The organism is Achromobacter sp. UMC46, from assembly GCF_014170335.1.
Lineage (GTDB): Bacteria > Pseudomonadota > Gammaproteobacteria > Burkholderiales > Burkholderiaceae_B > Achromobacter.
On sequence record NZ_LZZS01000033.1, the window covers coordinates 192851 to 219557 of the forward strand.

At 66.9% G+C, this 26707-nt stretch carries 21 protein-coding genes and 1 other RNA gene; 13 read left to right on the forward strand and 9 right to left on the reverse strand.

The window, feature by feature from the left end; all coding sequences use genetic code 11:
• Positions 1-2 precede the first annotated feature (2 nt).
• From A9973_RS22780 to A9973_RS22820, 9 genes are all read left to right on the forward strand, one after another.
• The gene (locus A9973_RS22780; RefSeq protein ID WP_183015937.1) at positions 3-3452 is read left to right on the forward strand and encodes an exodeoxyribonuclease V subunit beta; all 3450 of its coding nucleotides are present in this window, start codon (positions 3-5) and stop codon (positions 3450-3452) included.
• A gap of 259 nt (positions 3453-3711) precedes the next feature.
• Positions 3712-3809, forward strand: an RNA gene (gene ffs, locus A9973_RS22785) — signal recognition particle sRNA small type.
• Between the two features lie 172 nt (positions 3810-3981).
• Positions 3982-6210 (forward strand): DNA polymerase III subunit gamma/tau, encoded by a 2229-nt coding sequence (locus A9973_RS22790; RefSeq protein WP_183015938.1) that lies wholly within the window; start codon positions 3982-3984, stop codon positions 6208-6210.
• Positions 6211-6254: 44 nt separating this feature from the next.
• Complete coding sequence (locus A9973_RS22795; RefSeq protein WP_183015939.1) at positions 6255-6581, forward strand: YbaB/EbfC family nucleoid-associated protein; 327 nt, start codon at positions 6255-6257, stop codon at positions 6579-6581.
• Between the two features lie 21 nt (positions 6582-6602).
• Positions 6603-7211 carry a recombination mediator RecR gene (gene recR / locus A9973_RS22800; RefSeq protein ID WP_183015940.1) on the forward strand — a complete coding sequence of 203 codons (609 nt, stop codon included), beginning with the start codon at positions 6603-6605 and terminating at the stop codon, positions 7209-7211.
• 71 nt (positions 7212-7282) lie between these two features.
• Positions 7283-8542: a CaiB/BaiF CoA-transferase family protein gene (locus A9973_RS22805; RefSeq protein ID WP_183015941.1), complete on the forward strand. Its 1260-nt coding sequence runs from the start codon at positions 7283-7285 to the stop codon at positions 8540-8542.
• A gap of 11 nt (positions 8543-8553) precedes the next feature.
• Complete coding sequence (locus A9973_RS22810; protein ID WP_183015942.1) at positions 8554-9594, forward strand: ABC transporter substrate-binding protein; 1041 nt, start codon at positions 8554-8556, stop codon at positions 9592-9594.
• Positions 9587-10396, forward strand: coding sequence for an ABC transporter ATP-binding protein (locus tag A9973_RS22815; protein WP_183015943.1), 810 nt, complete (start codon positions 9587-9589; stop codon positions 10394-10396). Before A9973_RS22810 ends, A9973_RS22815 begins: the two co-directional genes overlap by 8 nt.
• Positions 10397-10399: 3 nt before the next feature.
• Positions 10400-11194 carry an ABC transporter permease gene (locus A9973_RS22820; RefSeq protein WP_183015944.1) on the forward strand — a complete coding sequence of 265 codons (795 nt, stop codon included), beginning with the start codon at positions 10400-10402 and terminating at the stop codon, positions 11192-11194.
• A 51-nt stretch (positions 11195-11245) separates the two neighbouring features.
• On the opposite strand, the gene A9973_RS22825 is transcribed toward A9973_RS22820, so the two are convergent.
• The 4 genes from A9973_RS22825 to A9973_RS22840 are packed head-to-tail and all read right to left on the reverse strand — an operon-like array spanning position 11246 to position 15062.
• Positions 11246-11821 carry a biliverdin-producing heme oxygenase gene (locus tag A9973_RS22825; protein ID WP_183015945.1) on the reverse strand — a complete coding sequence of 192 codons (576 nt, stop codon included), beginning with the start codon at positions 11819-11821 and terminating at the stop codon, positions 11246-11248.
• 9 nt (positions 11822-11830) lie between these two features.
• The gene (locus A9973_RS22830; protein ID WP_183015946.1) at positions 11831-12475 is read right to left on the reverse strand and encodes a hypothetical protein; all 645 of its coding nucleotides are present in this window, start codon (positions 12473-12475) and stop codon (positions 11831-11833) included.
• Positions 12476-12489: 14 nt separating this feature from the next.
• Entirely contained in the window at positions 12490-12846 is a 357-nt protein-coding gene (locus tag A9973_RS22835) for a response regulator (protein WP_370539526.1), read from the reverse strand.
• A 26-nt stretch (positions 12847-12872) separates the two neighbouring features.
• On the reverse strand, positions 12873-15062 hold the full coding sequence (locus A9973_RS22840) for an ATP-binding protein (protein WP_183015948.1): 2190 nt from the start codon (positions 15060-15062) through the stop codon (positions 12873-12875).
• Between the two features lie 98 nt (positions 15063-15160).
• Between A9973_RS22840 and A9973_RS22845 the strand changes: the two genes are divergently transcribed.
• Positions 15161-15688, forward strand: a complete 528-nt coding sequence (locus A9973_RS22845) for a carboxymuconolactone decarboxylase family protein (protein WP_183015949.1) — start codon at positions 15161-15163, stop codon at positions 15686-15688.
• A 69-nt stretch (positions 15689-15757) separates the two neighbouring features.
• Here A9973_RS22845 and tal read toward each other — a convergent pair whose 3' ends face one another.
• On the reverse strand, positions 15758-16711 hold the full coding sequence (gene tal, locus A9973_RS22850; RefSeq protein WP_183015950.1) for a transaldolase: 954 nt from the start codon (positions 16709-16711) through the stop codon (positions 15758-15760).
• A 237-nt stretch (positions 16712-16948) separates the two neighbouring features.
• Here tal and carA point away from each other — a divergent pair, with 237 nt between their 5' ends.
• The 3 genes from carA (at position 16949) to A9973_RS22865 (ending at position 22246) form a co-directional block, all read left to right on the forward strand.
• The gene (gene carA, locus A9973_RS22855; protein WP_183015951.1) at positions 16949-18103 is read left to right on the forward strand and encodes a glutamine-hydrolyzing carbamoyl-phosphate synthase small subunit; all 1155 of its coding nucleotides are present in this window, start codon (positions 16949-16951) and stop codon (positions 18101-18103) included.
• A gap of 10 nt (positions 18104-18113) precedes the next feature.
• Positions 18114-21356 carry a carbamoyl-phosphate synthase large subunit gene (gene carB / locus A9973_RS22860; RefSeq protein WP_183015952.1) on the forward strand — a complete coding sequence of 1081 codons (3243 nt, stop codon included), beginning with the start codon at positions 18114-18116 and terminating at the stop codon, positions 21354-21356.
• A 125-nt stretch (positions 21357-21481) separates the two neighbouring features.
• The gene (locus A9973_RS22865; RefSeq protein WP_183015953.1) at positions 21482-22246 is read left to right on the forward strand and encodes an SDR family oxidoreductase; all 765 of its coding nucleotides are present in this window, start codon (positions 21482-21484) and stop codon (positions 22244-22246) included.
• 30 nt (positions 22247-22276) lie between these two features.
• Here A9973_RS22865 and A9973_RS22870 read toward each other — a convergent pair whose 3' ends face one another.
• From A9973_RS22870 to A9973_RS22885, 4 genes are read right to left on the reverse strand one after another with little or no spacing between them, the layout of a single operon-like run.
• Positions 22277-22921 (reverse strand): histidine phosphatase family protein, encoded by a 645-nt coding sequence (locus A9973_RS22870; RefSeq protein ID WP_183015954.1) that lies wholly within the window; start codon positions 22919-22921, stop codon positions 22277-22279.
• 19 nt (positions 22922-22940) lie between these two features.
• Positions 22941-23855 (reverse strand): LysR family transcriptional regulator, encoded by a 915-nt coding sequence (locus A9973_RS22875; RefSeq protein WP_183015955.1) that lies wholly within the window; start codon positions 23853-23855, stop codon positions 22941-22943.
• Positions 23856-23865: 10 nt separating this feature from the next.
• Positions 23866-24951, reverse strand: coding sequence for an ABC transporter ATP-binding protein (locus tag A9973_RS22880; protein ID WP_183015956.1), 1086 nt, complete (start codon positions 24949-24951; stop codon positions 23866-23868).
• Complete coding sequence (locus tag A9973_RS22885) at positions 24948-26660, reverse strand: iron ABC transporter permease (protein WP_183015957.1); 1713 nt, start codon at positions 26658-26660, stop codon at positions 24948-24950. Before A9973_RS22885 ends, A9973_RS22880 begins: the two co-directional genes overlap by 4 nt.
• Positions 26661-26707 lie beyond the last annotated feature (47 nt).

The window sequence follows — 26707 nt, forward strand, 5'->3', positions numbered from 1 at the left end:
CCATGGCTGAACAAGAACGCTTGCCGCAGGACCACGCTGCGCGCGCCGACGCGCTGGACCCGGCCCGGTCATTCCTGGTGCAGGCCCCGGCCGGATCCGGCAAGACCGAGCTGCTGACCGACCGCATCCTGGCCCTGTTGGCCACGGTGAGCCGTCCGGAAGAGATCGTGGCCATCACCTTCACGCGCAAGGCGGCTTCCGAAATGCATGCGCGCGTGCTGAGCAAGCTGCGCCGCGGGTTGGACGGGCCGCCCGAGGCCATGCATGAACGCCGCAGCTGGGAACTGGCCCGCGCCGCGCTGGCGCGCAACGAAGAACAGGGCTGGCATCTGCTGGACCATCCCGCGCGCCTGGCCATCCGCACCATCGACTCGTTCTGCGCGGGGCTCGTGCGCAGCATGCCATGGCTGTCGGAATTGGGCGGCATGCCCGACATCACCGACGACGCCCGCGCGAACTACGAAGCCGCGGCGCGGGCCACGCTGGACCTGGCCGACGACTACGACGCCGTGCGTGTCCTCTTGCAGCATCTGGACGTGGACGTGCAGGCGGCCAAGGACGCCATTGCCGACATGCTGGGCCAGCGCGATCAGTGGCTGCCGTTGCTGCGCCATGGGTCCGACCGCGCGGGCATGGAGGCCATGCTGGCCGAGGCGATCGGCGAAGACCTGGACGCGCTCAGCGAAGCCATGCCGTATGGCTGGGCCGAAGCGCTGTGCGGCCCGGCCCGATTGGCCGCGACCCAACTGCAGGACGGCGACGACGACAACAAGCTGCTGCCGCTGCTGGACTGGACGGAGGAATTGCCGCCGGACGCCGAGGTGCTGGACCAGTGGCGCGCGGTGGCGCACCTGCTGCTGACCGGCACGGGCAGCCTGCGCAAGACGGTCAACAAGAACCTGGGCTTTCCGGCCAAGTGCGCGCACAAGGAACCCTTCGTGGCGTGGCTGGAATCGGCCGACGGGCAGGCCGCCTGGGTGCGCCGCCTGAACGCCGTGCGCGATATCCCCGAACCGCGCTTCACCGATGCGCAATGGGAAGTGCTGGGTGCTCAACTGATGACCCTGGCCCTGGCGGTGGCGCAGTTGCGCCTGCGTTTCGCGGACACGGGCGAGGTCGACTTCATCGAGATCGCGCAACGCGCGGCCTCGGCGCTGGGCAGCGCCGACGATCCCGGCGAATTGCTGCTGAAACTGGACGCGTCGATCCGCCATCTGCTGATCGACGAATTCCAGGACACCAGCCAGACGCAGCTGGACCTGTTGCGCACGCTGACCTCCGGTTGGCAGGCGGGCGACGGCCGCACGCTGTTCCTGGTGGGCGACCCGATGCAGTCCATCTACCGGTTCCGCAAGGCCGAAGTGGGCCTGTTCCTGGAGGTGGCGGACATCGGCGTGGGCGAGTTGCAACCTGATTTCCTGAACCTGACCGACAACTTCCGCTCGCAGGCGGGCATCGTGGACTGGGTGAACCGGTCGTTCGTGTCGTTGCTGCCCAAGCGCAGCGACGCCGCCGCGGGCGCCATCTCGTACAGCCCGTCCACCGCCTTCCACGAGGCGTTGCCGGACCCGGCCGTGCGCTTCCACCCCGCCTGGTCGCGCGCCGGCGTGGCGCCGGCCGAAGAGCAGGCCGAAGACATCGCGGTCGGCCTGGTGCGCCAGGCGCTGGCCGATCACAAGGGCGCCAAGCATCCGGTCGCGGTGCTGGTGCGCGCCCGCAGCCATCTGGGCAACTTGACGCGCCGGCTGGCGCAAGAGGGCATCCGCTGCCGCGCCGTGGACCTGGTGCCGCTGGCGCTGCGCCCGGTGGTGGCCGACCTGGTGCAACTGGTGCGCGCGCTATCGCATCCGGGCGACCGGATGGCGTGGCTGTCGGTGCTGCGCGCGCCATATTGCGGTCTGACCCTGACGTCCCTGCAGCGCCTGTTTGGCGACGACCACATCACCCCGGTGCCGGTGCTGCTTGAACGCGCGCTGCGCATCGTGCGGCCGACAATGCCTGCCGTGGCCGACGCGGCGCCGCAAGGCTCCCTGTTCGACGCCGCGCCGGCCGCGCCCGAATCGCCGTCAGCGCAGGCACTGCTTGGCGCCGACGAATTCGCGCGGCTGCGCCAGGTCGCGGCCATCCTGCTGGACAAGCGCAACGACTCCGGCGCGATGCCGTTCGCGGCCTGGGTGGAATCGTTGTGGCGCCGCCTGGGCGGTCCGGCGCTGTATGCCGGCCTGTCGGTGGCGAACGATGCGGAAAGCCTGTTCCAGCTGGTCGAGCGCCTGGCCCCGCACGGCGGCATCGACCCGGCCGCGCTCGACGCCGGCATCTCGCGGCTGTTCGCTGCGCCCGATGCGGCGGACGAGGACGACGGTGCGGTCGAGATCATGACCATGCACAAGTCCAAGGGCCTGCAGTTCGAAACCGTCATCCTGTATGGCCTGCACCGCGCCCCGCGCGGTGACCAGGCTCCGCTGGTGCGCTTCGAGCAGAGCGGCGGCCGCGTGCTGTTCGGCCCGGTCAAGCCGCGCGCGGAAACCGAGGCCGACCCGGTGTCGCGCTATCTGGGCGCACGCGAGGCGCGCCGCGCCTCCTATGAAATCGACCGCCTGCTGTACGTCGCCGCTACCCGCGCGCGCAAACGCCTGCATCTGGTGGGGCACGTGTCGCTGGACGAGGCCACGGGCCAGGTCAAGACGCCCCCCTCGGCCAGCCTGCTGGGCCGCCTGTGGCCCTGCCTGGAAACGCCCGTTCCACCGTCGCAGCAAGGCGAGGCCGAACCCGAAACCGTCGACGGCCCGGAATGGCAGGGCGAACCCTTGCGGCGGGTGTCAGGCGAGGGCCTGGCGCAATTGGCGGGCCAGTCCGACATCACGGTCAGCCCCGGCTTCGGCGCCGCCGCCCGCGGCGCCTGGGGCGACGGCAGCGAACATCCCGCCTGGCAACTGGAGGCCGGCTACGACGCCGCCATCGGCACCCTGGCGCACGCCTGGCTGGCCCGCATCGGCCAGGACGGCGTGCACACGTGGCCTGCCGACGCCCTGGCCGAGCGCCTCCCCGCGATGCGCCGCCAGCTGACGCGCGCAGGCATCCCCGCCAGCCAGGCCGACGCCGCCGCCGAAGCGGTGCTTGAAACCCTGCAAGCCACGCTGTCAGACGGCCGCGGCCTATGGCTGCTGTCCCAATCCGGCGCCCGCCGCGAATGGCCCCTGATCGACGCCGCCGGCAAAGTCTCCGTCATCGACCTGGCGCTCAGCACCGAAGACGGCTGGCTGATCGTCGACTACAAAACCGGCCGCCCCCACCCCGGCGAACCCCCCGCCGCCTTCGCCACCCGCATGCGCCAACGCCACGGCGAACAACTGTTGCGCTACTGCACCCAAGTCACCGCCCTGGACGGCCGCATAGCAAGAGCCGCCCTTTACTTCCCCCGAGCCAAAGCCTGGATCGACCTGAACAAATAAGACCAACGAAGAAAGAGCAAAGAGAACAAAGAAAGAAGAGAAAGAAGAGAAAGAAGAGAAAGAAGAGAAAGAAGAGAACGGCGAGCGAAGCAAGCCAAAAAGGCAAAGCGAAGCGAGCCAAAAATGGCAAGCGAAGCAAAGCCATCTCTCCCTCCCCCTCGGGGGGAGGGCCGGGGAGGGGGCAACATACCGCCCCAAAGGGGCCCGCCAACCGGAAGGCTGCAAGCAAGCGAAGCGCAGCTCTGCTAGAATTCCGGTTGGCGGGCCCCTCCGCATGGTTCGACGGTGAACCTGGTCAGGTCGGGAACGAAGCAGCCATAGTCGTTTAGGGTCAGTGCCGGAGTAAGGCTCGCCAACCGGATTCTTCAAAGCAATGGGTAGTGGGCAGAGGGTGATTCAACCCGATTCAACCCGCCGCTCGATTGCTTTCAAGGGGGACGGGGTTATTTTCCAGGGATTCGTTCCACGGGAATAAGCCCGTCCCCTTTGCATTTCAGCCAGCACGCGAAACAGGCTCTACAATCCAGCCATGACTTATCTGGTACTGGCCCGCAAGTGGCGGCCGCGATCGTTCGATACCCTCGTGGGACAGGATCACGTGGTGCGCGCGTTGACTCATGCGCTCGACACCCAACGCCTGCACCATGCCTGGCTGTTCACCGGCACCCGGGGCGTGGGCAAGACCACCCTGTCCCGGATCCTGGCCAAATCGCTCAACTGTGAAACCGGCATCACGTCCAAGCCGTGCGGCGTCTGCCGGGCGTGCACGGAGATCGACGCCGGGCGCTTTGTCGACTACCTGGAGCTGGACGCGGCCTCGAACCGCGGCGTCGAGGAAATGACGCAGCTGCTGGAGCAGGCGGTCTATTCGCCGGGCGCCGGGCGCTTCAAGGTCTACATGATCGACGAAGTGCACATGCTGACGGGCCACGCCTTCAACGCCATGTTGAAGACGCTGGAAGAGCCGCCGCCCCACGTCAAATTCATCCTGGCCACGACCGATCCGCAGAAGATCCCGGTGACGGTGCTGTCGCGCTGCCTCCAGTTCAACCTGAAGCAGATGCCGGCCGACTCCATTGTCGGGCATTTGCAGGCGGTGCTGGGCCAGGAAGAAGTGGCTTTTGAAGTGCCGGCCTTGCGCCTGATCGGCCAAGCCGCCCAGGGGTCCATGCGCGACGCGCTGTCCCTGACCGACCAGGCCATCGCCTACAGCGCCGGCAACATGACCGAGGACGCCGTGCGCGGCATGCTCGGCACCATCGACCAGCGCCATCTGGTGCGCCTGCTGGACGCCTTGTCCGCCGGTGACGCCAAGGGCGTGCTGGCGGTGGCCGATGAACTGGCGACCCGCGGGCTGTCGTACGCCGGCGCGCTGGCCGATCTGGCTGTGCTGCTGTCCCGCGTGGCGATCGAACAGCGGGTCACCGGCGTCACGCCCGCCGAAGATCCGCTGGCCGCCGACATCGCGCGTCTGGCGCTGACCTTGCATCCCGATGCCGTGCAGTTGTTCTATTCGGTGGCGGTGCATAGCCGCAGCGAACTGACGCTGGCGCCCGACGAGTATGCGGGCTTCATCATGGCTTGCCTGCGCATGCTGGCGCTCAACGGCGACGCCGGTCCGCAGACCGCATTGGAAGCGCCCGCCGCACCCGCCCGCCAAGTGGCGGAACCGGCCGTTGCCGCCGCTGCACCGGCAGCCATTGCAGCCACTGCAGCGCCTGCGGCGGTGGCCGCCCCGGCGCCCGCGCCTGTGGCGGTCCCGGCCGCCACAGCGTCTGCCGCTGCCACGCCTGCCGTGGCACCAGAGCCGCTTGCGCCTGAACCGCTTGTGTCTGAGCCGGTTGCGCTCGCCGCGTCAGCCGAAGCCGCCGCGCCCGCGTCGATGGCCGCTGATCCGGCACCCGTAGCCGAGCCTGAGCCCGCGCAGCAGCCCGATTTCCAGCCCGAACCCCAGTCCGAATCCGTCTCGGCAACTCAAGCCGCCGCCAGCGAAAGCGTGCCGCCTTGGGAGGACCTGCCGGCGAACGCACCGGCGGCGCCCGAGACCGCTATCGCCGCCAAGGCCGGCGGTTCCGCGGCGTTGGCTGTCACGCCCGCTGTCGCGGCCGTGCTGGCCACCGCGCCAGCCGAAGCCGATGGCGACGGACCGCCTTCCTGGGTAGACGAAGAAATCCCGTTCGAAGCCGAGGGCGGCTTCGTCCCGGATGGCGGCTTCACGTCCGATCCGGACGACGACGAATTTGAAACGCTGGCGAGCGCGCCGTCCGCCGCGCCGGTTCCGGCCGCGCCGGTCCGGCGCGAAGGCCCGGCGCCGGCGCGCAAGCGCGCGGCAGGCGCAGGCCAATCGCGCGCCCGTATGGCGGACATGACGTCCGCCGGCTGGCCCGAGCTGGCCGCCCGCCTGCCGGTCACCGGCCTGGCGGCGGAACTGGCTCGCCAAAGCGAATGGGCTGGCGTGCAGGGCGACGCGATCGTCCTGCGTGTAGCGGTGAAGACGCTGGCCGAAAGCGAAAGCCGGGTCCGCCTGCAAACCGTCTTGTGCGAACATTTCGGGCAGGGCATCCGGCTGGACGTGGAAGTCGGCGTCACCGGCGACGCCACGGCGCATGCCGTGGCGCAGGCCGAGCGCGCCGCGCGCCAGCAGGCCGCGGAAGACGCCGTGGCCGTCGATCCTTTTGTACAAGCGTTGTTGGCCGATTTCGGGGGCCAGGTCGTACCCGGCTCCATCCGCCATGTCGATCCCCCGGCCGCTGCCTGAGGCGGCGGCAATCTCTTATTCCCCTCGTTCAAGGAACATCCATCATGATGAAAGGACAACTGGCCGGCCTGATGCGCCAGGCGCAGCAGATGCAGGAAAACATGAAGAAGGCGCAAGACGCGCTGGCTGAAATCCAGGTCGAAGGCGCCTCGGGCGGCGGTCTGGTCAAGGTCACCATGACCTGCCGCCACGACGTCAAGCGCGTCGTGATCGACCCGTCGCTGCTGGGCGACGACAAGGACATGCTGGAAGACCTGGTCGCCGCCGCGTTCAACGACGCGCTGCGCAAGGCCGAAACCACGTCCCAGGAAAAGATGGCGGGCGTCACCGCCGGCATGCCGCTGCCCCCGGGCATGAAGCTGCCGTTCTGATTGGCGCGACCCTAGGCCGCAATGGATCCCTTACTGCCTGAACCCGAACCGCTGGTGTCGCTGATCGAGGCGCTGCGGCGCCTGCCCGGCGTGGGTATCCGATCGGCCAGACGCATGGCGTACCACCTGCTGCAGCATGACCCGCAAGGCGCGGACATGCTGGGGCAGGCGCTGGCCGGCGCGGTGCGGGATCTTAAGCATTGCGCGCGGTGCAACAGCTTTTCGGAAGAAGAGGTCTGCGGCACCTGCTCCAACCCCAAGCGCGACCGATCGCTGCTGTGCATCGTGGAAACGCCTGCCGACCAGAACATGATCGAGTCCAGCCACGGCTACCGCGGCCTGTACTACGTGCTGATGGGCCGGGTGGCGCCGCTTGAGGGCATCGGCCCGCGCGAGCTGGACTTCGACCGCGTGATCACGCGGGCGACGGACGGCGAGGTGCAGGAAGTCATCCTGGCCACCAACTTCACCGCCGAAGGCGAGACCACCGCCCACTTCCTGGGCGAAGCGCTGGGCGAACGCGGCTTGCGCGTGACGCGCCTGGCGCGCGGCGTGCCCGCCGGCAGCGAGCTGGAATACGTGGATGCCGGCACGATCGCCTGGGCCTTGATGGAGCGCAAGACCACCTGAGGCTCGCAGCACGACAACAGCCAGCCGGCAACGTATCGGCGGGGCAAAGAAAACCGTGAGGAAGACAAACCATGTCAGCGCTGACCGGACTCAAGGTCCTGGAACTCGGCACGCTCATCGCCGGCCCGTTCGCCGCGCGCATCTTCGGCGAATTCGGCGCCGATGTCATCAAGGTGGAAACGCCGCATGGGCCTGACGGCACGGGCGGCGGAGACCCCATCCGCAGCTGGCGCCATCTGCACGAGGGCAATTCGCTCTGGTGGACGGTGCAGGCCCGCAACAAGCAATCCATCGCCCTGAACCTGAAAGACCCGCGCGCCCAGGAGATCGCCCGCAAGCTGGCGCTGGACGCCGACGTCGTGGTCGAGAACTACCGGCCAGGCGTGCTTGAGAAGTGGGGCCTGGGCTTCGAGCAGCTGCGCGCCATCAATCCCGCGCTGATCATGGTGCGGCTGTCGGGCTATGGCCAGACCGGCCCCATGAAAGACCAGCCGGGCTTCGGCGCCATCGGCGAATCGATGGGCGGCTTGCGCTACGTGTCCGGTCATCCCGACCGGCCGCCGCTGCGGGTCGGCATCTCCATCGGCGATTCCATCGCCGCGCTGCACGGCGTGATCGGCGCCATGATGGCGCTGCGCCACCGCGACGCCACGGGCGGACGCTGGAACGGCCAGTCGGGCGACGCCTGCCGGGCCGGGCAGGGGCAGATGGTGGACGTGGCCTTGTACGAGGCCGTCTTCAACATGATGGAAAGCCTTGTGCCCGAGTACGACGTGGCCGGCGTAGTGCGCGAGCGCACGGGCGGCGCGCTGCCGGGCATCGTGCCGTCCAACACCTACACCACCCGCGACGGCCAGAACGTCGTCATCGCGGGCAACGGCGACGCGATCTTCCACAGGCTGATGCGCGCCATCGGCCGGGACGACCTGGCCGAAGACCCCGACCTGGTGCGCAACGACGGCCGCGCGCGCCGGGTCGAAGAGATCGACGGCGCCATCCAGCAATGGTGCGGCGGCCGCGGCATCGAAGCGGCGCTGGGCGTGCTGAAGGGCGCGGACGTGCCTGTCGGCAAGATCTACAGCGTGGCCGACATGTTCGGCGATCCGCAGTTCCTGGCGCGCCGGATGATTGAGCAGCACCACTTCGCCGACGGCAGTCCGGTCAAGCTGCCGGCGGTGGTTCCCAAGCTGTCGGAGACCCCTGGCCAGACGCGCTGGGTCGGCCCGGCATTAGGGGAACATACCGAGGAAGTCCTGAAATCGCTGGGGTATGATTCAGCGGCTATTGATGAGCTGGCGAAGACCGGCGCTATCGGTAAACCCGACAATTAGGAGACAACCACATGTCAGTTACTCGCCGTGACTTGCTCAAGATGGCCGGCGCCGCCGGCGTCATGGGCATGGCGCCCGCCATCGTGCGCGCACAGAAGCTTGAAAAGTCCAAGGTCCAGATCGCCGTGGGCGGCAAGCCCCTGATCTACTACCTGCCCTTGTCCATCGCGGAAGCCCGCGGCTACTTCAAGGACGAAGGCCTGGACGTCAGCATCGCCGACTTTGCCGGCGGCTCCAAGGCGTTGCAGGCGGTGGTGGGCGGCAGCGCCGACATCGTCTCGGGCGCGTTCGAGCACACGCTGTCCATGCAGTCCAAGGGCCAGGCCTACCGCGCCTTCGTGCTGCAAGGCCGCGCGCCGATGATCGGCGTGGGCGTGTCCAAGAAGAACCTGCCCAACTACAAGGGGCCGGCCGACTTGAAGGGCAAGAAGATCGGCGTGACCGCGCCGGGCTCGTCCACCAACATGGTGGTCAGCTTCTTCCTGGCCAAGCACGGCCTGAAGGCGTCCGACGTCTCGATCATCGGCGTGGGCGCCGGCGCCGGGGCCGTGACGGCGTTGCGCAGCGGCCAGATCGACGCCATCTCCAACACCGACCCCGTGGTGTCGATGCTGGAAATGCCGGGCGATATCCAGATCATCGTCGACACGCGCACCTTGAAGGACACGCAGGACATCTTCGGCGGCAACATGCCCGCCGGCTGCCTGTACGCGCCGCAGGCGTTCATCGACGCCAACCCGAACACGACGCAGGCCCTGACCAATGCGCTGGTCCGCGCCGACAAGTGGATCCAGAAGGCTGGCCCCGACGAGATCGCCAAGATCGTGCCGGAAACCTATCTGCTGGGCGACCCGGCCGTGTACAAGGCCGCCATCGCGAAAAGCCTGGAAGGCCTGTCGCCGGATGGCATGATCCCCGAAGACGGCGCGGCCACCGCGTTGAAGGCGCTGGCCGCCTACCAGGCGGATTTCGACGGCGCGAAGATCGACCCCTCCAAGGTCTGGACCAACGATTTCGCGCGCCGCGCCAACGAGAAGTATGCCAATGGTTGAAGCCGCACTATCGCTGGAGAACATCAGTTGCACCTTTGTGTCGCGCGACGACCGGTCGCAGCGCTACACCGCCGTCAGCGACACGACCCTGGCCATCGCGCCAGGGGAATTCGTGTCGGTGGTGGGGCCGACCGGTTGCGGGAAATCCACCTTGCTCAACGTCGGCGCCGGCCTGCTGTCGCCGTCGTCGGGCCTGGTGAAGGTGTTCGGCCAACCCCTGTCGGGCATCAACGCGCGTGCGGGCTACATGTTCCAGGGCGAGGCGCTCCTGCCCTGGCGCAGCGCGCTGGACAACGTGGTGGCCGGGCTGGATTTCGCCGGCGTGCCGCGCCCGGAAGCGCTTGAGCGCGGCCGGGAGTGGATGCGCCGGGTAGGCCTGGGCGGCTTCGAAGAGCGCTATCCGCACCAGATGTCGGGGGGCATGCGCAAGCGCGCCATGCTGGCCCAGACGCTGATCCGCGATCCGGACATCATCCTGATGGACGAGCCGTTCTCGGCCCTGGACATCCAGACGCGCCAGCTGATGGAAAACGAAGTGCTGGAGCTGTGGATGGCCAAGCGCAAGGCCGTGCTGTTCATCACGCACGACCTGGACGAAGCCATCGCGATGAGCGACCGCGTGATCGTGCTGTCGGCCGGGCCCGGCACGCATCCGATCGGTGAATTCGCCATCGACCTGCCGCGCCCGCGCGACGTGGCCGAAGTGCGCGCCCATCCGCGTTTCGTCGAGCTGCATTCGGCCATCTGGGCCGTGCTGCGCGAAGAAGTGCTCAAGGGCTATGCCCAACAGAAGCGAGCCTGAGGTATGTCGAAGTCATTCAAATCCGGTTCCGTCAGCCTGCGCTTCTGGCAACTGCTGCTGCTGGTCGTCATCCTGGGCGTCTGGCATTTCGCATCGCGCGATTCCAAGGTGGCGTTCTTCTTCGGCGAACCGCTGAAAGTCTGGGGCCGCATCTGGGCCTGGTTCATCACCAACGCGGACATCTACACGCACCTGTGGGTGACCCTGACCGAAACCGTGCTGGCGTTTTTCATCGGCACGATCGCCGGCCTGGGCTTCGGTTTGTGGCTCGGGCTGTCGCCGCGCGCAAGCGCCATCCTCGACCCCTACATCAAGGCCGCCAACTCGATGCCGCGCGTCATCCTGGCGCCGATCTTCGGGATGTGGTTCGGGCTGGGAATCTGGTCCAAGGTGGCGCTGGCGGTCACGCTGGTGTTTTTCATTGTGTTCTTCAACGTCTACCAGGGCGTGCGCGAAGTCAGCCCGACCTTGCTGGACAACGCCCGCATGCTGGGCGCGCGCAAGCGCCAGTTGCTGCGCCACGTCTATCTGCCGTCGGCTACCAGCTGGGTGTTCTCCAGCCTGCATACGTCCGTGGGCCTGGCCTTCGTGGGCGCCGTGGTCGGGGAATACCTGGGTTCGGCAAGCGGCGTGGGCTACCTGATCCTGCAGGCGGAAGGCACGTTCGACGTGAATACGGTGTTTGCGGGCATCGTCGTGCTGACGGCGTTCGCGCTGGTGCTGGACTACATCGTCGGCATGGGTGAAAAGCGCCTGATGAAATGGCAGCCCAAATCGGGCGAAACCGAAAAGCTGTAATCCCTGCCGCAGGGCGGCGGCCATCTGCTGGCCGCCGCCGCGCAGTCGGGTTCAGGCCCGCAGCGCTTGCTGGCTGCGCAGCCACGCGGTCAGGCTGTCGAAGGCGTCGCGGGCGCCCTGCAGGGCATGCGCCTCGTGGCCCTGGGCCCCGGCATCGCTGTCCAGATAGTGAAGGAACGTCTTCCACATCGGCCCCACCTGGTCACCGTAACCGCGCAGATAGCGCAGCGGCAGGGCGGGAGTGATGTCGGCCAGGTGCTTGGCCAGGAAGCGCCCGCCCAATTGCGACCCCTCCACCACATAGGCCACGCCCAGCGCATAGGCGTCCGCGGCGTCCACGCGGGGCGCGTCGGCGCATTGCGGCACCGGAGCGGCGTCGCCGGCATCGGCCAGGTCGACGCGGATCCAGGCACTTTTACCCGCGCGCTCGGGCGCTTGCAGGCTGGCTGGCCAGTCCAGTTGCCAGAGCTGCCGCTCCAGCGGCTCCAGCCACCCCAGCAGCGCGCGAAGGTAGTTCAGGTAATCGGCGCGGTCCACGTCGCCACTTGCCAAAGCCAAGCCCTGGTCCAGGGTTTCATGCCGGTCGCGCGTACCTTCTCGAAGCACCTGATGTACGGGGGAAATCATGACGGCCACTCACTTGTCGGGGGTGGGGGCAGGCAGGTGGAGCGACCAGCAATGCGTCTGGCGCTCCAGGCGCCAACCGGAAGCGCCCGCAAGAAGTTCGACTTCCTGCGGGTCGAAATCAGTGGGCTGCGCGCCGGTGAAGTCGGGCGCTGCGGAAAATCGGGCATGCCAGGCATCCGCCTGCGAAAAATCCAGTGCCAGGTCCGTGTCGGCGGGAAGCGCCGGCAGCAGGCAAAGCAGCCACGCCAGCAGCAGATAGCGGGAGGCGAACAGCGGCAATTGAACCGCAGCGACCGATTCCGACCAGGTGACGTTGCGCCGGGACAGCAGCAGATGCGAGAACATCAGCTTGCGGCATTCCCGCAGCAACGTGTCGGCCGGCGCCTGCGCGCCGTGGTCCGCCAGCCATTGGTCCAGGTCGCGCACCACGGCGACGCTGTCTTCAAGCATCCCCGTGAGGTCGCCCGCCAGCCGCTGGCAGCGCTGCTGCAAGGCGTCGGGGCTGGCGCCTTCCGGCGTCTGGCGCAGCATGGCGGTCGCCAGCGTGGCGTTGGACAGCGGACCGACCACCTCGTGGCGCAGCACGGGGAAGACCTGGGCCAGCACCTTCAGCCGCACGCCATGGGCAGCCAGCGCTTCTAGCGAGGTGGGCATGGAGAGCGTCACGTTCAGTGCGCCTGCCGCAGGATGGCCAGCAACGCGTCGGGGTCGGCGGGCTTTTCGATCCAGCCGTTGAACATGTCTTCCGCTCCGTCGCGCCGTTCCTGGCGCGCCAGCCCGCTCAGGGCATAGATGCGGGCCGGTTTGCCGCGCGAGCGCAGCCTGGCGGCGAGTTCGTAGCCATCCATGTCGGGCAGCAGGATATCCACCAGGACGGCTTCGGGGGCGAAACTGTCGGCCAGTTCCAGGGCGGCTTCGCCGGTGGCGGCGCATCGCGCCTCCAGCCCGGAAAGCGCCAGGAACTCGGCCAGCAGCTCCGAACCCATTTCGTTGTCGTCAACCAGCAGGACGCGAATCGCGCGCACTTCGTTCAAAAGGGGACCTCCAGAAATCAAGGGGCGAGCGTATCGCGCAGGCCGCGCGGCAGCGTCACCGTGAAAATGACCAGGCCATCCCGGCAGTCCACCGAGATCTGGCCGTTATGGTCGCGCACGACCTGATCGGCGATGTACAGGCCCAGCCCCAGGCCATTGCGGTTTCGCGAATGGCCCAGCGATTCGGGTTTGAAAGGCGAAAACAGGTGCGCCCGCACCTCTGCCGCGATGGGCGCGCCGTGGTTGACGACGCGCAGTTCGATATTGTCGCCTGCTTGCCGCGCAAGCACGCGGATGGGCTGGCGCGGGGCGCCGTGCTGGCGGGCGTTGCTCATCAGGTTGGTGACCACCTGGGCGATGCGGTCGGTATCGGCCATTAGATCCAGGCCCGGCGCCACGTCGGGCTCGATGCGCAAGCCGGGATAGGCCTGGCGCTTTTCATCGATCAGACCATTGACGAGATCGCTCAGGTTGCACAGGCGCTTCTCGATGCCCAGCCCCATGCCGCCTTGCAGGCGCGACAGGTCCAGCACCTGCGAGATCAGCCGCTGCATCCGTCCGCTGGAATAGCGGATGCGCTCGCCCATGCGGGCGCCGGAGTCCGTCTTGGACAACAGCGTGGCGGCCATGGAGATGGACTGCAGCGGATCGCGCAAGTCGTGGCCCAGCATGGCCAGCAGCGCGGTGCGCGCCCGGTCCACGTCCGCGGCGCGGCTGGTCGCGATGTGAGAGAGTTCGTCGCGAAGGTTGTCGGCGGCGTCCAGTTCGGCGGGCAGCCAGGTCGTGCAGGTGTTGCGCACGACTTCGCGCCAGGCCTCGAACGAGCCGCGCGGGGTCAGGCGCGGGCCCAGGTTGCCGACCGAGTATTGCTTTTCGGGTTTTCCGCCCCAGACCAGCGTTTCGATCTGCTCTTTGCGCAACCAGATCAGCCAGCCGTTGTTCATCGGGTCGAACTTGCAGGCGAGCAGGCCCGCGTAGGGCACCAGGTCGGTTTGCAGGCCGGGGTAGTCACGGGCGATATTGTCGGTATGCACCAGGCGTTGGCCGCTTTGGTCCAGCGCGCACAGGATGCCCGCCAGCTCGCCGCGCGGCGCGATGCCGCCGAATACGGTGACGCTATTGCCCCACAGGCACAGCGCGGCGTCGCTCGCGATCAGCGACGCGGGCGTCTGGGGGCCGGCGGACAGGGCAAGATGCAGGTTTTCGGACGCGGATACGCGCTCGGTCAGCTCGCTGACCAGCGCCGCGTTGCGGCGCGACTCGGCGGCGCGCTCGCTGCCTTCGATATTGGCCAGCGCGGCCGACAGCACTTGCGTCAGCGCTTCGCAGGCCAGGCGCGCCGGGTACGGGATCGGGCGCGGCGAATGATGGTGGCAGGCGATCATGCCCCACAGGCGGCCGCCGATCACGATCGACAGGCTCATCGAAGCCCGCACGCCCATGTTCGCCATGTATTCCAGATGGATCGGCGACACGCTGCGCAACGCCGAAAAGCTCATGTCCAGCGGCTGCGGCTCCGCCGAGTGGGCGCCCAGCACGCGTATCGGCGTATAGCGGGCGTCGGCGATCTGGCGCAAGGTGTTGGCGGTGTACAGGCGGCGGGCCTGCGCCGGGATGTCGCCGGCCGGGTAGCGGCGTCCTACCCAGTCTTCCAGCGAATCGTGGCGTTGCTCGGCCACGATTTCGCCGCTGTCGTCGGGATGGAAGCGGTAGGCCATGACGCGGTCGAAACCGGTCGCGCGGCGGACTTCCCGCACGGCGCTGTCCAACAGGCTCTGCACGTCGCGCTGGCGGCGCACCCGTTCGATGCTGCGGTAGATGTGCGCGGGGTCGGCAATGCCCGCATCGTCGGCCCGCTGCTCCAGTTCAATGACGGTCAGGCCGTCCGCATTGCGGTGGCCGATCACATCGAACGTGGCGTGGTCCCGCGCGATGGTCAAGGGATCGAAGACGGGGTCGGTGTTGTCCAGCCAGACGGCAAGATAGCGCGCCAGGGCAGGGGGCAGCGCATCGGGGGCGCATGGCTGGCCCAGCGTCAGCGGCGTACCCAGGATGTCCGGCGCGTTCTCGCTGGCGAAGCGCAGATTGCCGTCGGCGTCGAATGCAAGCAGCGCGCCCAGCGGCTGGATGGCGCCCGGCACGTGGATCGGCTCGCTATCGCAATTGGCGAGCGTGACGGGCGGGGCGGATTGGGTGGGCGCATTCATGCTGGGTCTATACCGGGGACGCGCAATGTGCTGTCATTATGTCAAATATATTGTACGAATGTGTGCATTTGCAGCCCCGTCACCTATATGGAGTTCCCATGGCCCGTCTTCCCTACGCCGATCCGACTCATCCCGAAGCACGGCCCCTGGTCGACCGCATCGTCGCGGAGCGCGGCAGCGTCCTGCATCTGTACCAGATGCTGCTGCATAGCCCGGCGGTAGCGGGCGGCTGGCTGAATTACCTGACCTCGATCCGCCAGCTGAGCACGCTGCCCGGCGACTTGCGCGAATTGGTGATCATGCGGGTGGCGGCGATCAACGGCGCGCCTTACGAGGCCGACCAGCATGCCCCGATCGCATTGAAAGAGGGCGTTTCGCAAGCGCAGCTGGACGCGTTGGACGCCTGGGAAAGCTCGGATCTGTTCGGCGAACGCGAAAAGGCGGTGCTGGCCTATACCGACGCGATGACCCGCAATGTGCAGGTGCCGGAACCGGTGTTCCAGGCGGCGCGGGCGGCGATGGGGTCGGACAAGCTCATCGTGGAGCTGACCGCGACGGTGGCGGCGTACAACATGGTGTCGCGCTTCCTGGAAGCGCTGCAAGTGCATTCGCACGACCATCGCTAGGCGGGGCACACGCGCCGGCTTTGCGCGCATGCCCTGGCACGGGCCTTAGAGCAGGTCTTGGCGCAGGCTTTAGCGCCGCTGCGCGTCGATCAGCGCGTCCAGCTTGACCGCGTCCGCCACGAATAGGCGGATGCCTTCCGACAGCTTCTCAGTCGCCATGGCGTCGTCGTTGAGCAGGGTGCGGAAGCTGATTTCGTCCGAGCCGATCGGTGCGATGGGCTCGCCCGTGTCATCGGCGCGCAATTGCGCGGGCGCGTCGCCGCCGGTGCTGGCCAGCTGGTTCAGCAGGTCGGGGCTGATCGTCAGCAGGTCGCAGCCCGACAGCGCCAGGATCTGTCCCGCATTGCGGAAGCTTGCCCCCATGATCTCGGTGGAGATGCCATGCTGCTTGTAGTAGCGGTAGATGCGGGTCACGGACAGCACGCCGGGGTCGCGGGCGCCGGCGTTGTCGGCTTCCACCCAGGACGCGCCGGCGCTTTTCTTATACCAGTCGTAGATGCGGCCGACGAAGGGCGAGATCAACTGCACGTTCGCGTCGGCGCAGGCCACGGCCTGAGGCAGCGAAAACAGCAGCGTCAGGTTGCAGCGCACGCCTTCCGCCTGCAATGCGCGGGCGGCCTGGATGCCTTCCCAGGTGGAGGCGATCTTGATAAGGACGCGTTCGCGCGGTACGCCGGCGGCCTCGTACAGGGCGATCAGGCCGCGGGCGCGCTCGATGGTGGCGCGGGTGTCGAACGACAGGCGGGCGTCCACTTCGGTCGATACGCGGCCCGGCACGATGTTCAGGATGGCGCGGCCGAAAGCGACCAGCAGGCGGTCGACCAGGTCGGGCGTCGAAGCGCCGCCGTGGTCGCGTGCCGTTTTCTCCAGCAGCGGGCGGTACGCGTCCTGCTGGACGGCTTTAAGAATTAGGGACGGATTGGTGGTGGCGTCGGTGGGACGCAACGCCTTCATCGCTTCGAAATCCCCCGTGTCGGCGACAACGGTGGTGTGATTGCGCAGGGCGTCAAGTTGGCTGGACATGGACAGATACGGCTCACGGCGGCAAGGGTTGAAGGTGACCCTAGCGTATCACTGCCGCCGGCGGCCTGCTGTCAGCCAAAGGCATCCTTGCGCCAAGCGGGGAGAAGGGGCGCGCAAACGGCCGGAAAAGGGGGGAATCAGCGATTCCGGCCTTATTTGGCGCGGTTCTCCGGGAAAAACGCCGGCTCAAGGTATAATCCGAAGGTTTGATTATCGATTCTAAAACCGGGGTTTACTGTGCTGCCGCAACTTTTTCCCGAGGGGATCAACCGCTTCCCTCCTGCAATTCTGGCTCTGGCGGACGGTACCATTTTTCGAGGCGTGTCGATCGGTGCGCCTGGCCATACCGTTGCCGAAGTGGTGTTCAACACCGCGATGACCGGGTACCAGGAAATTCTCACCGATCCCAGCTATAGCGGTCAGATCGTCACGCTGACCTATCCGCACATTGGCAACACCGGCGTCAACGCCGAAGACGTCGAAGCCAATCGCGTCTATGCCGCCGGATTGGTGGTCCGCGACTGTCCCGCCCGCGTGTCGAACTTCCGTTCCACGCAATCCCTGCCCGACTATCTGGCCGCGCAGGGCATCGTCGCCATTTCCGGCATCGACACCCGCAAGCTGACGCGCATCCTGCGTGAAAAAGGCGCTCAAGGCGCCTGCATCTTCGTCGGCACCGACGCCGAGCGCGCCGTTGAGCTGGCCCGCGGCTTTGCCGGCATGGCCGGCCAGGACCTGGCGAAGGTCGTGTCCGTCAAGACCAGCAGCGAGTGGACCGAAGGCACCTGGCAGCTGGGCGAAGGCTTTTCCAAGCCCGACCAATCCAAGTTCCACGTTGTCGCCTACGACTTCGGCATCAAGAGCAACATCCTGCGCCTGCTGGCCGACCGCGGCTGCCGCCTGACCTTGGTGCCGGCGCAAACCAGCGCCGAAGACGTCCTGAAGCTGAATCCCGACGGCGTGTTCCTGTCCAACGGCCCCGGCGACCCCGAGCCTTGCGACTACGCCATCGCCGCCACGCGCACGTTCCTGGACAAGAAGCTGCCGGTGTTCGGCATCTGCCTGGGCCATCAGATCATGGGCCTGGCCGTGGGCGGCAAGACGCTCAAGATGAAGACGGGCCACCACGGCGCGAACCATCCCGTGCAGGACCTCCAGTCCAAGCGCGTGTTCATCACGAGCCAGAACCACGGCTTCGCGGTCGATGCCGCCAGCCTGCCGGCCAATGCGCGCGTGACGCACGTGTCGCTGTTCGACGGCACCTTGCAGGGCTTCGAGCTCACCGACCGCCCGGCCTTCTGCTTCCAGGGTCACCCCGAAGCCAGCCCGGGTCCGCACGACATCCTTGAACTGTTCGACAAGTTCATCGCCCTGATGTCCGGCCAAAAGTAAAGATTGCATCATGCCCAAGCGTACAGACCTAAAAAGCATACTCATCATCGGCGCCGGCCCCATCATCATCGGGCAGGCCTGCGAATTCGACTATTCCGGCGCACAGGCGTGCAAGGCGCTCAAGGCCGAGGGTTACCGCACCATCCTGGTGAACAGCAACCCGGCCACGATCATGACGGACCCGGAAACGGCCGACGTCACCTACATCGAGCCCATCACCTGGCAAGCCGTCGAGAAGATCATCGAGCGTGAAAAGCCCGATGCGCTGCTGCCGACCATGGGCGGCCAGACCGCGCTGAACTGCGCGCTGGATCTGGCCCACCACGGCGTGCTGGCCAAGCACAACGTGGAACTGATCGGCGCCAACGAGCACGCCATCGAAAAGGCCGAAGACCGCCAGAAGTTCAAGCAGGCCATGACCGACATCGGGCTGGAATCGGCCAAGTCGGGCGTTGCCCACAGCATGGACGAAGCCTGGGAAGTGCAGCGCCGCATCGCGGCTGAAGTCGGCACCTCGGGCTTCCCGGCCGTGATCCGCCCCAGCTTCACGATGGGCGGTTCGGGCGGAGGCATCGCCTACAACGCCGAAGAATTCGAGACCATCTGCCGCCGTGGCCTGGAAGCCTCGCCGACCAGCGAACTGCTGATCGAGGAGTCCCTGCTGGGCTGGAAGGAATTCGAGATGGAAGTGGTCCGCGACAAGGCGGACAACTGCATCATCGTCTGCTCGATCGAAAACCTGGACCCGATGGGCGTGCACACCGGCGACTCGATCACCGTTGCGCCGGCCCAGACGCTGACCGACAAGGAATACCAGATCATGCGTAACGCATCGATCGCGGTATTGCGCGAGATCGGCGTGGATACGGGCGGTTCGAACGTGCAGTTCGCGGTCAACCCGCGCGACGGCCGCATGATCGTCATCGAGATGAACCCGCGCGTGTCGCGTTCGTCGGCGCTGGCCTCCAAGGCCACCGGCTTCCCCATCGCCAAGGTCGCCGCGCGCCTGGCCGTGGGCTACACGCTGGACGAGCTCAAGAACGAGATCACGGGCGGCGCCACGCCGGCTTCGTTCGAACCGTCGATCGACTACGTCGTCACCAAGGTGCCGCGTTTCGCGTTCGAGAAATTCCCCACCGCCGACGCGCGCCTGACCACCCAGATGAAGTCCGTGGGTGAAGTCATGGCCATCGGCCGCACCTTCCAGGAATCGTTCCAGAAGGCGCTGCGTGGCCTGGAAGTCGGCGTCGACGGCCTGAACCAGAAGACGACCGACCGCGAAAAGCTGCAAGTCGAACTGGGCGAGCCCGGTCCGGAACGCATCTGGTACGTGGGCGACGCCTTCGCGCAAGGCTTCACGCTGGACGAAGTGCACAACATCACGCACATCGACCCGTGGTTCCTGTCGCAGATCAAGGAAATCGTCGATATCGAACTGGCGCTGGAACAGAAGACGCTGGCCGACCTGGACTACCCGACCCTGTGGGAACTGAAGCGCCGCGGTTTCTCCGACCGCCGCCTGGCATTCCTGCTGGACTCGGCTGAATCCGAAGTCCGCAAGCTGCGTCACCAGCTGAACGTGCGCCCGGTCTACAAGCGCGTGGACACCTGCGCCGCCGAATTCGCCACCCGCACCGCCTACATGTACTCCACGTACGAGGAAGAGTGCGAAGCTGCGCCCACCGATCGCAAGAAGATCGTGGTGCTGGGCGGCGGCCCGAACCGGATCGGCCAGGGCATCGAATTCGACTACTGCTGCGTGCATGCCGCGCTGGCGCTGCGCGAAGACGGGTACGAGACCATCATGGTCAACTGCAACCCGGAAACCGTGTCGACCGACTACGACACGTCGGACCGCCTGTACTTCGAACCGCTGACCTTGGAAGACGTGCTGGAAATCGTCCACAAGGAAAACCCGGTCGGCATGATCGTCCAGTACGGCGGCCAGACCCCGTTGAAGCTGGCGCGCGCCCTGGAAGCCAACGGCGTGCCGATCATCGGCACCAGCCCGGAATCCATCGACGTCGCCGAAGACCGCGAGCGTTTCCAGAAGCTGTTGAACAAGCTTGGCCTGCGCCAGCCGCCCAACCGGACCGCGCGCACCGAAGGCGAAGCCCTGGCGCACGCCACCGAAATCGGCTATCCGCTGGTCGTCCGCCCCAGCTACGTGCTGGGCGGCCGCGCCATGGAAATCGTGCACGAGCAGCAAGACCTCGAGCGCTACATGCGCGAGGCCGTGAAGGTCAGCAATGACTCGCCCGTGCTGCTGGACCGCTTCCTGAACAACGCCACCGAAGTGGACGTGGACTGCCTGGCCGACGGCGAAACCGTCTTCATCGGCGGCGTCATGGAGCACATCGAGCAGGCCGGCGTGCACTCGGGCGATTCGGCTTGCAGCCTGCCGCCGTACTCGCTGTCGGCGGAAGTCATCGCCGAGATCAAGCGCCAGACCACGATGATGGCCAAGGCTTTGAACGTCAGCGGCCTGATGAACGTGCAGTTCGCGATCCAGGGCGGCGACGTCTACGTGCTGGAAGTGAACCCGCGCGCATCGCGCACGGTTCCCTACGTGTCCAAGGCCACCGGCCTGCAGCTGGCCAAGATCGCCGCGCGCGCCATGGCCGGCCAGACGCTGGCGGCCCAGGGCATCACGAAGGAAGTCGTGCCGCCTTACTTCTCGGTCAAGGAAGCCGTGTTCCCGTTCGTGAAGTTCCCGGGCGTGGACACCATCCTGGGTCCGGAAATGAAGTCGACCGGCGAAGTGATGGGCGTGGGCATGAGCTTCGGCGAAGCCTTCGTGAAGTCGCAGCTGGCTGCTGGCGTGCGCCTTCCGGATTCCGGCACGGTGTTCATCAGCGTGAAGAATCAGGACAAGCCCCGCGCCGTCGAAGTGGCGCGCGGCCTGCATGCCTTGGGCTTCAAGCTGGTCGCCACGCGCGGCACGGCAGCCGAGATCGAAGCCGCCGGCATTCCGGTGCAAGTGGTCAACAAGGTCACTGAAGGCCGTCCGCACATCGTCGACATGGTGAAGAACGGCGAAATCGCGCTGGTCATCAACACGGTCGAAGAGCGTCGCAACGCCATCGTCGATTCGCGCACCATCCGTACGCAATCGCTGGCGGCCCGCGTGACCTTCTTCACCACCATCGCCGGCGCCCGCGCCGCGGTGGAAGGCATGCAGTACCTGCGCCAAGGCCTTGGCCTGCAGGTGTATCCGTTGCAGGATCTGCACGCGTCGCTGCCGAAGAACTAAAGCGCCGAAAGAGGGTGCGCGGCTTGCAGCCAGCCGCGCGCGCTTGATGTAGGATGCCGGGGCGGCCCTTGTCAAAAAGGGTCGCCCTTTTTCATCCCCGTTTCTTACCTCTGCCACGACGATCCATGACCCGAGTCTTCATTACCGGCGCCAGCAGTGGCCTGGGCCGCGCCCTGGCGCAGCAGTACGCCGCAGCGGGCGCCACGCTGGGCCTGCTGGGCCGGCGGGAAGACGCGTTGCGGGAATTGGCCCACAGCCTGCCGGGCGAACACCGCTGCTATGCCGTGGACGTCCGCGACCGCGCTGCCCTGCATGCGGCCGCGGCCGATTTCATCGCGTTCTGCCAAGGCCGGGTGGACGTGGTCATCGCCAGCGCCGGCATCAGCGCGGGCACGCTGACCGAGCATGGCGAAGACTATGACGTGTTCAAAGCCATCGTCGACACCAATTTGCTGGCTACCGTCGCCACCTTCGAGCCGTTCGTGGGCGCCATGCGCGCGGCGGGCGGAGGACGGCTGGTGGGCATCGCCAGCGTGGCCGGCGTGCGCGGCCTGCCGGGCGCGGGCGCCTACAGCGCGTCCAAAGCCGCGGTAGTGACCTATTGCGAAAGCCTGCGGCTGGAGCTGGCGGCCGACGGCATCCGGGTCGTGACGATCGCGCCCGGCTACATCAAGACCGCCATGACGGCGAAGAATCCCTATTCGATGCCCTTCCTGATGGAAGCGGACGCCTTTGCGCAACGCGCGCATGCGGCCATTGCACGCGGCACGTCGTATACGGTGATTCCGTGGCAGATGGGCGTGGTGGCCAAGCTGATGCGCCTGCTGCCCAACGCCGTGTATGACAAGCTTGCGCGCAACGCGCCGCGCAAGCCGCGCAAAGCGGGGTAGCTTCCGCTTCGCGCCGGCAGGGGGCGCCGCTTACGGCACCACGTCGTCGCCGACTTCATCGGCGACGTGCCCCACATCGCCCCAATCCAGCACTTCCCATTTGCGGCCCTGCACCGCGACACGGTTGATGCTCACGTTCAGCAATGCCGCGTCGCGCGGCGCGTTCAGCGGCACGCCGGACGCATGGCGCCAGATGATGTCCAGCACGCCGCCGTGCGTGAACAGCAGGATGCGTTCACCATCGTGGCGGCTGGCGATGTCGTCCACCGTGGAGATCACGCGTGACTGGAACTGGCCCAGCGTCTCGCCGCCGTCCAGCGGGCGCAGCGGGTCGCGGCTTTTCCAGGCGGCGGCGGCCTCGGGGGCCTGTTCGTCGATGCGTTCGTGGTCCAGGCCTTCCAGCACGCCGAAGCCTCGCTCGCGGATGCCCGGCTCCACGCGCACACGCAGGCCCAGTTGTTCGGACACGGGCACCGCGGTGGCGTGCGCGCGTTGCAGGTCGCTGCTGTAGATGGCGTGGATCGGCGTGTGGCGGGCCTCTTCGCGCAGGCGCGCGGCCAGCAGGCTGGCCTGGTTGACGCCGAATTCGTTCAGGGGGATGTCTTTCCAGCCTTGCAGGCGGCGCTGGCGGTTCCAGTCGGTTTCGCCGTGGCGGATGAACCAGATTTCAGTCATTGATGTCTTGATGCGGGAGTCAGGCTTGGAGCTGGGCCGGCGCGATGGCCGCGCGCGGTTTCCAGATGGTTTGAATGATCGAGCTTAACGCGACCAGCGCGGGCTCGCTAGCGCGCTCATAGGGCAGGATGAAGCCCAGCATGGCGTCCACGCGGGCCTGGCCCCATACGATGAAATCGTTGGACGCCGCGCCGGCCAGCGCGGTTTCCTCGCGCAGCAGCGCGCAGCCCGCCCCCGCGCGCACCAGCGCATCCAGGTTGGCCTGGTCGTCGTGCTGCATGACGATGCGCGGCGACAGGCCGTGGCGTTCGAACATGTCGCGCAGCAGCAGGTGGGTATGGCAGCCGGACGGGCCGTCCAGCCACGGCAGTTGGGCCACTTCCCGCCAGCCGCCGCGTTTGAGCACCGCAGCGTGTTCTTTGGGCATGGCGATGCGGTAGCGCACGCTGCGCAGCGGCAGCCACAGCACGCCGCGAGGCGGATTGGCGGCAATGGTCAAGGCGGCCGGCAAGCGCCCGGTGCTGACCTGTTCGGCGAGCGTAGCGGCCGGCAGGGTCTGGGTCTTCAGTTCCACGAGCGGCAGCCGCTGGTTCACGGCAGAGGCCAATTCGCCCAAACGCAGAAAATCCGGTTTTTCGCTGGGCACGCCCAGTTCGACCACGCCGTGCAGGCTGCCTTGCAGCTGCTGCGCTTCGGACTTGAGCTGTGCGCCCAGCACCAGTAGCGATTCCGCCGTGGGCAGCAGCACTTCGCCCGCCTTGGCCAACGCCAGCCGGCCGCCGCTGCGGTCGAACAGCGCTACGCCCAGGCTCTGCTCCAGCGCCTTGATCTGGGCGGTGACGGCAGGCTGGGTCAGCGACAGCGCTTCGGCCGCCTTCGTCAGGTTGCCCAGGCGGGCGACCGTGACGAAGGCGCGGATCTGATAGATTTCCATGGCCGCAAGTTTAGGCTGCGAGCAGCCGGACCTGGGAGGGTTCCAATCCGATCGACACCGGCGCGCCGGCCGGGAAGGGCGACAGCCCCGCCAGATGCGACTGGTCCGCCGTGAGGCGCTGCTCGCCGATCAGCACCTGATAGCGCGTGAATTCGCCCAGGAATTCGCTGCTTTCGACGATGCCCGGCAGCCACACATAGCGCGCGTCGCCCAGGCCGTCGGCCATTTCGATCTGCACCGTGTGGGGCCGGAAGCTGGCCGCCAGCCGGGAGGACGCCGGCGCTTCGGCGGTCAACGGCAAGTGCAGGTCGCCGATGCCTTCCACCGCCAGCACCACGCTGCCGCTGGTGCGTTCGCGCACATCGCCTTCCAGCACGTTCATCGTGCCCACGAAGTTGGCCACGAAGCGGTTCACCGGATAGTCGAACAACGTGCTGGGCGCGCCGATCTGCTGCACCACGCCGTGGTCCAGCACCGCCATCCGGTCGGCCGTGGTCATGGCTTCTTCCTGGTCGTGCGTGACGAAGATGGTGGTGATGCCCAGCCGGCGCTGCAGGCTCAGCAAGTCCTGGCGCATCTGCACGCGCAGCTTCTTGTCCAGGTTGGACAGCGGTTCATCCAGCAGCAGCACTTGCGGTTCGATGACGATGGTGCGGGCCAGCGCCACGCGCTGCTGCTGGCCGCCCGACAGCTGGTTGGGACGGCGCTTGCCGTACTGCGACAGGCCGACAAGTTCCAATGCCGCTTCCACCTTGGCGCGGATCTCCGCCTTCGGCAGCTTGCGCTCCACCAGGCCGAAAGCCACGTTGTCCCACACGGTCATGTGCGGCCACAGCGCGTAGTTCTGGAACACCATGCCGATGTTGCGGTCCCAGGGCGGCGTGCCGGTGATGTCCTTGCCGTCCACCAGCAACTGGCCCGCGCTGTGGCGGTTGAAGCCGGCGATCAGCCGCAGGAGCGTGGACTTGCCCGATCCCGACGGCCCCAGCAGGGCAAAGAACTCGCCGGGCTCGATGTTGATGTTCACATCCTTCAGTACTTCCGTCTTGCCGTACGACAGGCGGATGTTGCGGCATTCGACGCTGACTTTCTTCATGCGGATTCCCCTTCATTGCGTGCCGGACGCTGGCGCGACTGCGCGCGCTCCACCAGCAAGTGCGATACATACGTGCCGATGGCCACTGCGACCACCGCCAGCACGCCCAGCGCGGCGCCCGGGCCTCGGCCCGCCGCGCTCTGCATATAGAGATAGATGCCGTAACTCATGGGCGCCTGACTGTCTTTCGTGACCAGCATGATGGTGGCCGACAGCTCCACCGCGGCGGTCACGAAGCTGGTCACGAAGCCCGCCAGCATGCCGCCCGCCATCAACGGGACCACCACGCGCCGGATCGTGCTCATGCGGGTGGCGCCCAGCGACTGCGCGGCTTCCTCTAGCGAGACGTTGATCTGCTGCAGGGACGCCACGCAGGAACGCAGCGCGTAGGGCAGCCGCCTGACCGAATACGCGATCATGATGATGATCCACGACGAGGTCAGCAAGGTGCCGGTGCCCGGCAGCTCGATGCCGCGGAAAGTGCGCAAGAAGCCGATGGCCAGCACGATGCCGGGGATCGCCAGCGCCGCCGAGGCCATGAAGTCCAGCCATTGGCGCGCCGGCAGGCGGGTGCGCAGCATCAGGTAGGCGATAGCGGTGCCCAGGATCACGTCCACGCCGGCGGCCAGGCCGCAATAGAGCAGGGTGTTGGCGATCATGCCCTGGGACTCGGAGAACACCGCCGAGTAGTGGGCCAGCGTGTAGCCGTCGGGCAGCGGCGCAAAGCTCCAGACGCTGGCAAGCGACAGCAGCAGCACGCCCATGTGCGGCGACAGCACCAGCAGCAGCACCAGGATGATCCACCCGTACGCCAGCACGCTTTCCATCGGCCCCAGCTTGCGCTTCTGGATGCTGTTGCCGCCCTTCTGCAGCGTGGAGTAGTCGCGACCCTTGAGCACCCGCGCCGACAGCCACAGCGCCAGGATCGAGAACGCGATCATGATCACGCTGATCACATAGCCCAGCGGGTCCTCCAGCCCGACCTGCGTGATGCGCAGATAGGCTTGCGGAGCCAGCATGTTGGTCGTGCCCAGCACCAGCGGCGTGCCCAGGTCGTCGAACACCTTGACGAACACCAGCGACGTGCCGGCCACATAGCCCGGCAGCGCCAGCGGGAAGATCACGCGGCGGAACAGCCGGAATCCGCGCGAACCCAGGTTGAAGGCCGCTTCCTCCATGGCGCCGTCGATGTTGCGCAGCGCCACCACCAGGTTCATCAGGATGAACGGGAAGTAGTGCAGCGCCTCCACGAAGATGACGCCGTTCAACCCTTCCATGAACGGGATCGTGAAGCCGAACCAGTCGTTCAACAGCAGGTTGACGCTGCCCGAACGGCCGAAGATCAGCTGCATCGCGACCGCGCCCACGAAGGGCGGCATGATCAGCGGCAGCACGCCCAGCGTCTGGATGATCAGGGCGCCCCGGAATTCGAAGCGCACGGTGAAGTACGCCAGCGGCACGGCGATCAAGGACGCCAGCAGCGCCGACCAGCCCGCCACGTAGAGGCTGTTGAAGAAGGCTTCCTTCATCAGCGGCTGGTTGAAGAACGCGCCGAAGTGGCCCATCGTGAAGCTGCCGTCGGCGTTCACGAAGGCGCTGAAGAACACCGTGCCCACGGGCACGGCCAGGAAAAGCAGCAAGAAGCCGAACACCAGCAGCGCCGTCAATACGGGGCCGGCGGGCAGGCGTGAGTGGCCCGAAGAATTCATCGAGATTCCCGAAATCGTTGCCAGGGGACCGCAGGCGCTGGGGGACG

Coding starts and splice junctions, on each gene's coding strand:
- A9973_RS22780 (WP_183015937.1), top strand. CDS start 3: ATGGCTGAACAAGAACGCTTGCCGCAGGACCACGCTGCGCGCGCCGAC.
- A9973_RS22790 (WP_183015938.1), top strand. CDS start 3,982: ATGACTTATCTGGTACTGGCCCGCAAGTGGCGGCCGCGATCGTTCGAT.
- A9973_RS22795 (WP_183015939.1), top strand. CDS start 6,255: ATGATGAAAGGACAACTGGCCGGCCTGATGCGCCAGGCGCAGCAGATG.
- recR (WP_183015940.1), top strand. CDS start 6,603: ATGGATCCCTTACTGCCTGAACCCGAACCGCTGGTGTCGCTGATCGAG.
- A9973_RS22805 (WP_183015941.1), top strand. CDS start 7,283: ATGTCAGCGCTGACCGGACTCAAGGTCCTGGAACTCGGCACGCTCATC.
- A9973_RS22810 (WP_183015942.1), top strand. CDS start 8,554: ATGTCAGTTACTCGCCGTGACTTGCTCAAGATGGCCGGCGCCGCCGGC.
- A9973_RS22815 (WP_183015943.1), top strand. CDS start 9,587: ATGGTTGAAGCCGCACTATCGCTGGAGAACATCAGTTGCACCTTTGTG.
- A9973_RS22820 (WP_183015944.1), top strand. CDS start 10,400: ATGTCGAAGTCATTCAAATCCGGTTCCGTCAGCCTGCGCTTCTGGCAA.
- A9973_RS22825 (WP_183015945.1), bottom strand. CDS start 11,821: ATGATTTCCCCCGTACATCAGGTGCTTCGAGAAGGTACGCGCGACCGG.
- A9973_RS22830 (WP_183015946.1), bottom strand. CDS start 12,475: ATGCCCACCTCGCTAGAAGCGCTGGCTGCCCATGGCGTGCGGCTGAAG.
- A9973_RS22840 (WP_183015948.1), bottom strand. CDS start 15,062: ATGAATGCGCCCACCCAATCCGCCCCGCCCGTCACGCTCGCCAATTGC.
- A9973_RS22845 (WP_183015949.1), top strand. CDS start 15,161: ATGGCCCGTCTTCCCTACGCCGATCCGACTCATCCCGAAGCACGGCCC.
- tal (WP_183015950.1), bottom strand. CDS start 16,711: ATGTCCAGCCAACTTGACGCCCTGCGCAATCACACCACCGTTGTCGCC.
- carB (WP_183015952.1), top strand. CDS start 18,114: ATGCCCAAGCGTACAGACCTAAAAAGCATACTCATCATCGGCGCCGGC.
- A9973_RS22865 (WP_183015953.1), top strand. CDS start 21,482: ATGACCCGAGTCTTCATTACCGGCGCCAGCAGTGGCCTGGGCCGCGCC.
- A9973_RS22870 (WP_183015954.1), bottom strand. CDS start 22,921: ATGACTGAAATCTGGTTCATCCGCCACGGCGAAACCGACTGGAACCGC.
- A9973_RS22875 (WP_183015955.1), bottom strand. CDS start 23,855: ATGGAAATCTATCAGATCCGCGCCTTCGTCACGGTCGCCCGCCTGGGC.
- A9973_RS22880 (WP_183015956.1), bottom strand. CDS start 24,951: ATGAAGAAAGTCAGCGTCGAATGCCGCAACATCCGCCTGTCGTACGGC.
- A9973_RS22885 (WP_183015957.1), bottom strand. CDS start 26,660: ATGAATTCTTCGGGCCACTCACGCCTGCCCGCCGGCCCCGTATTGACG.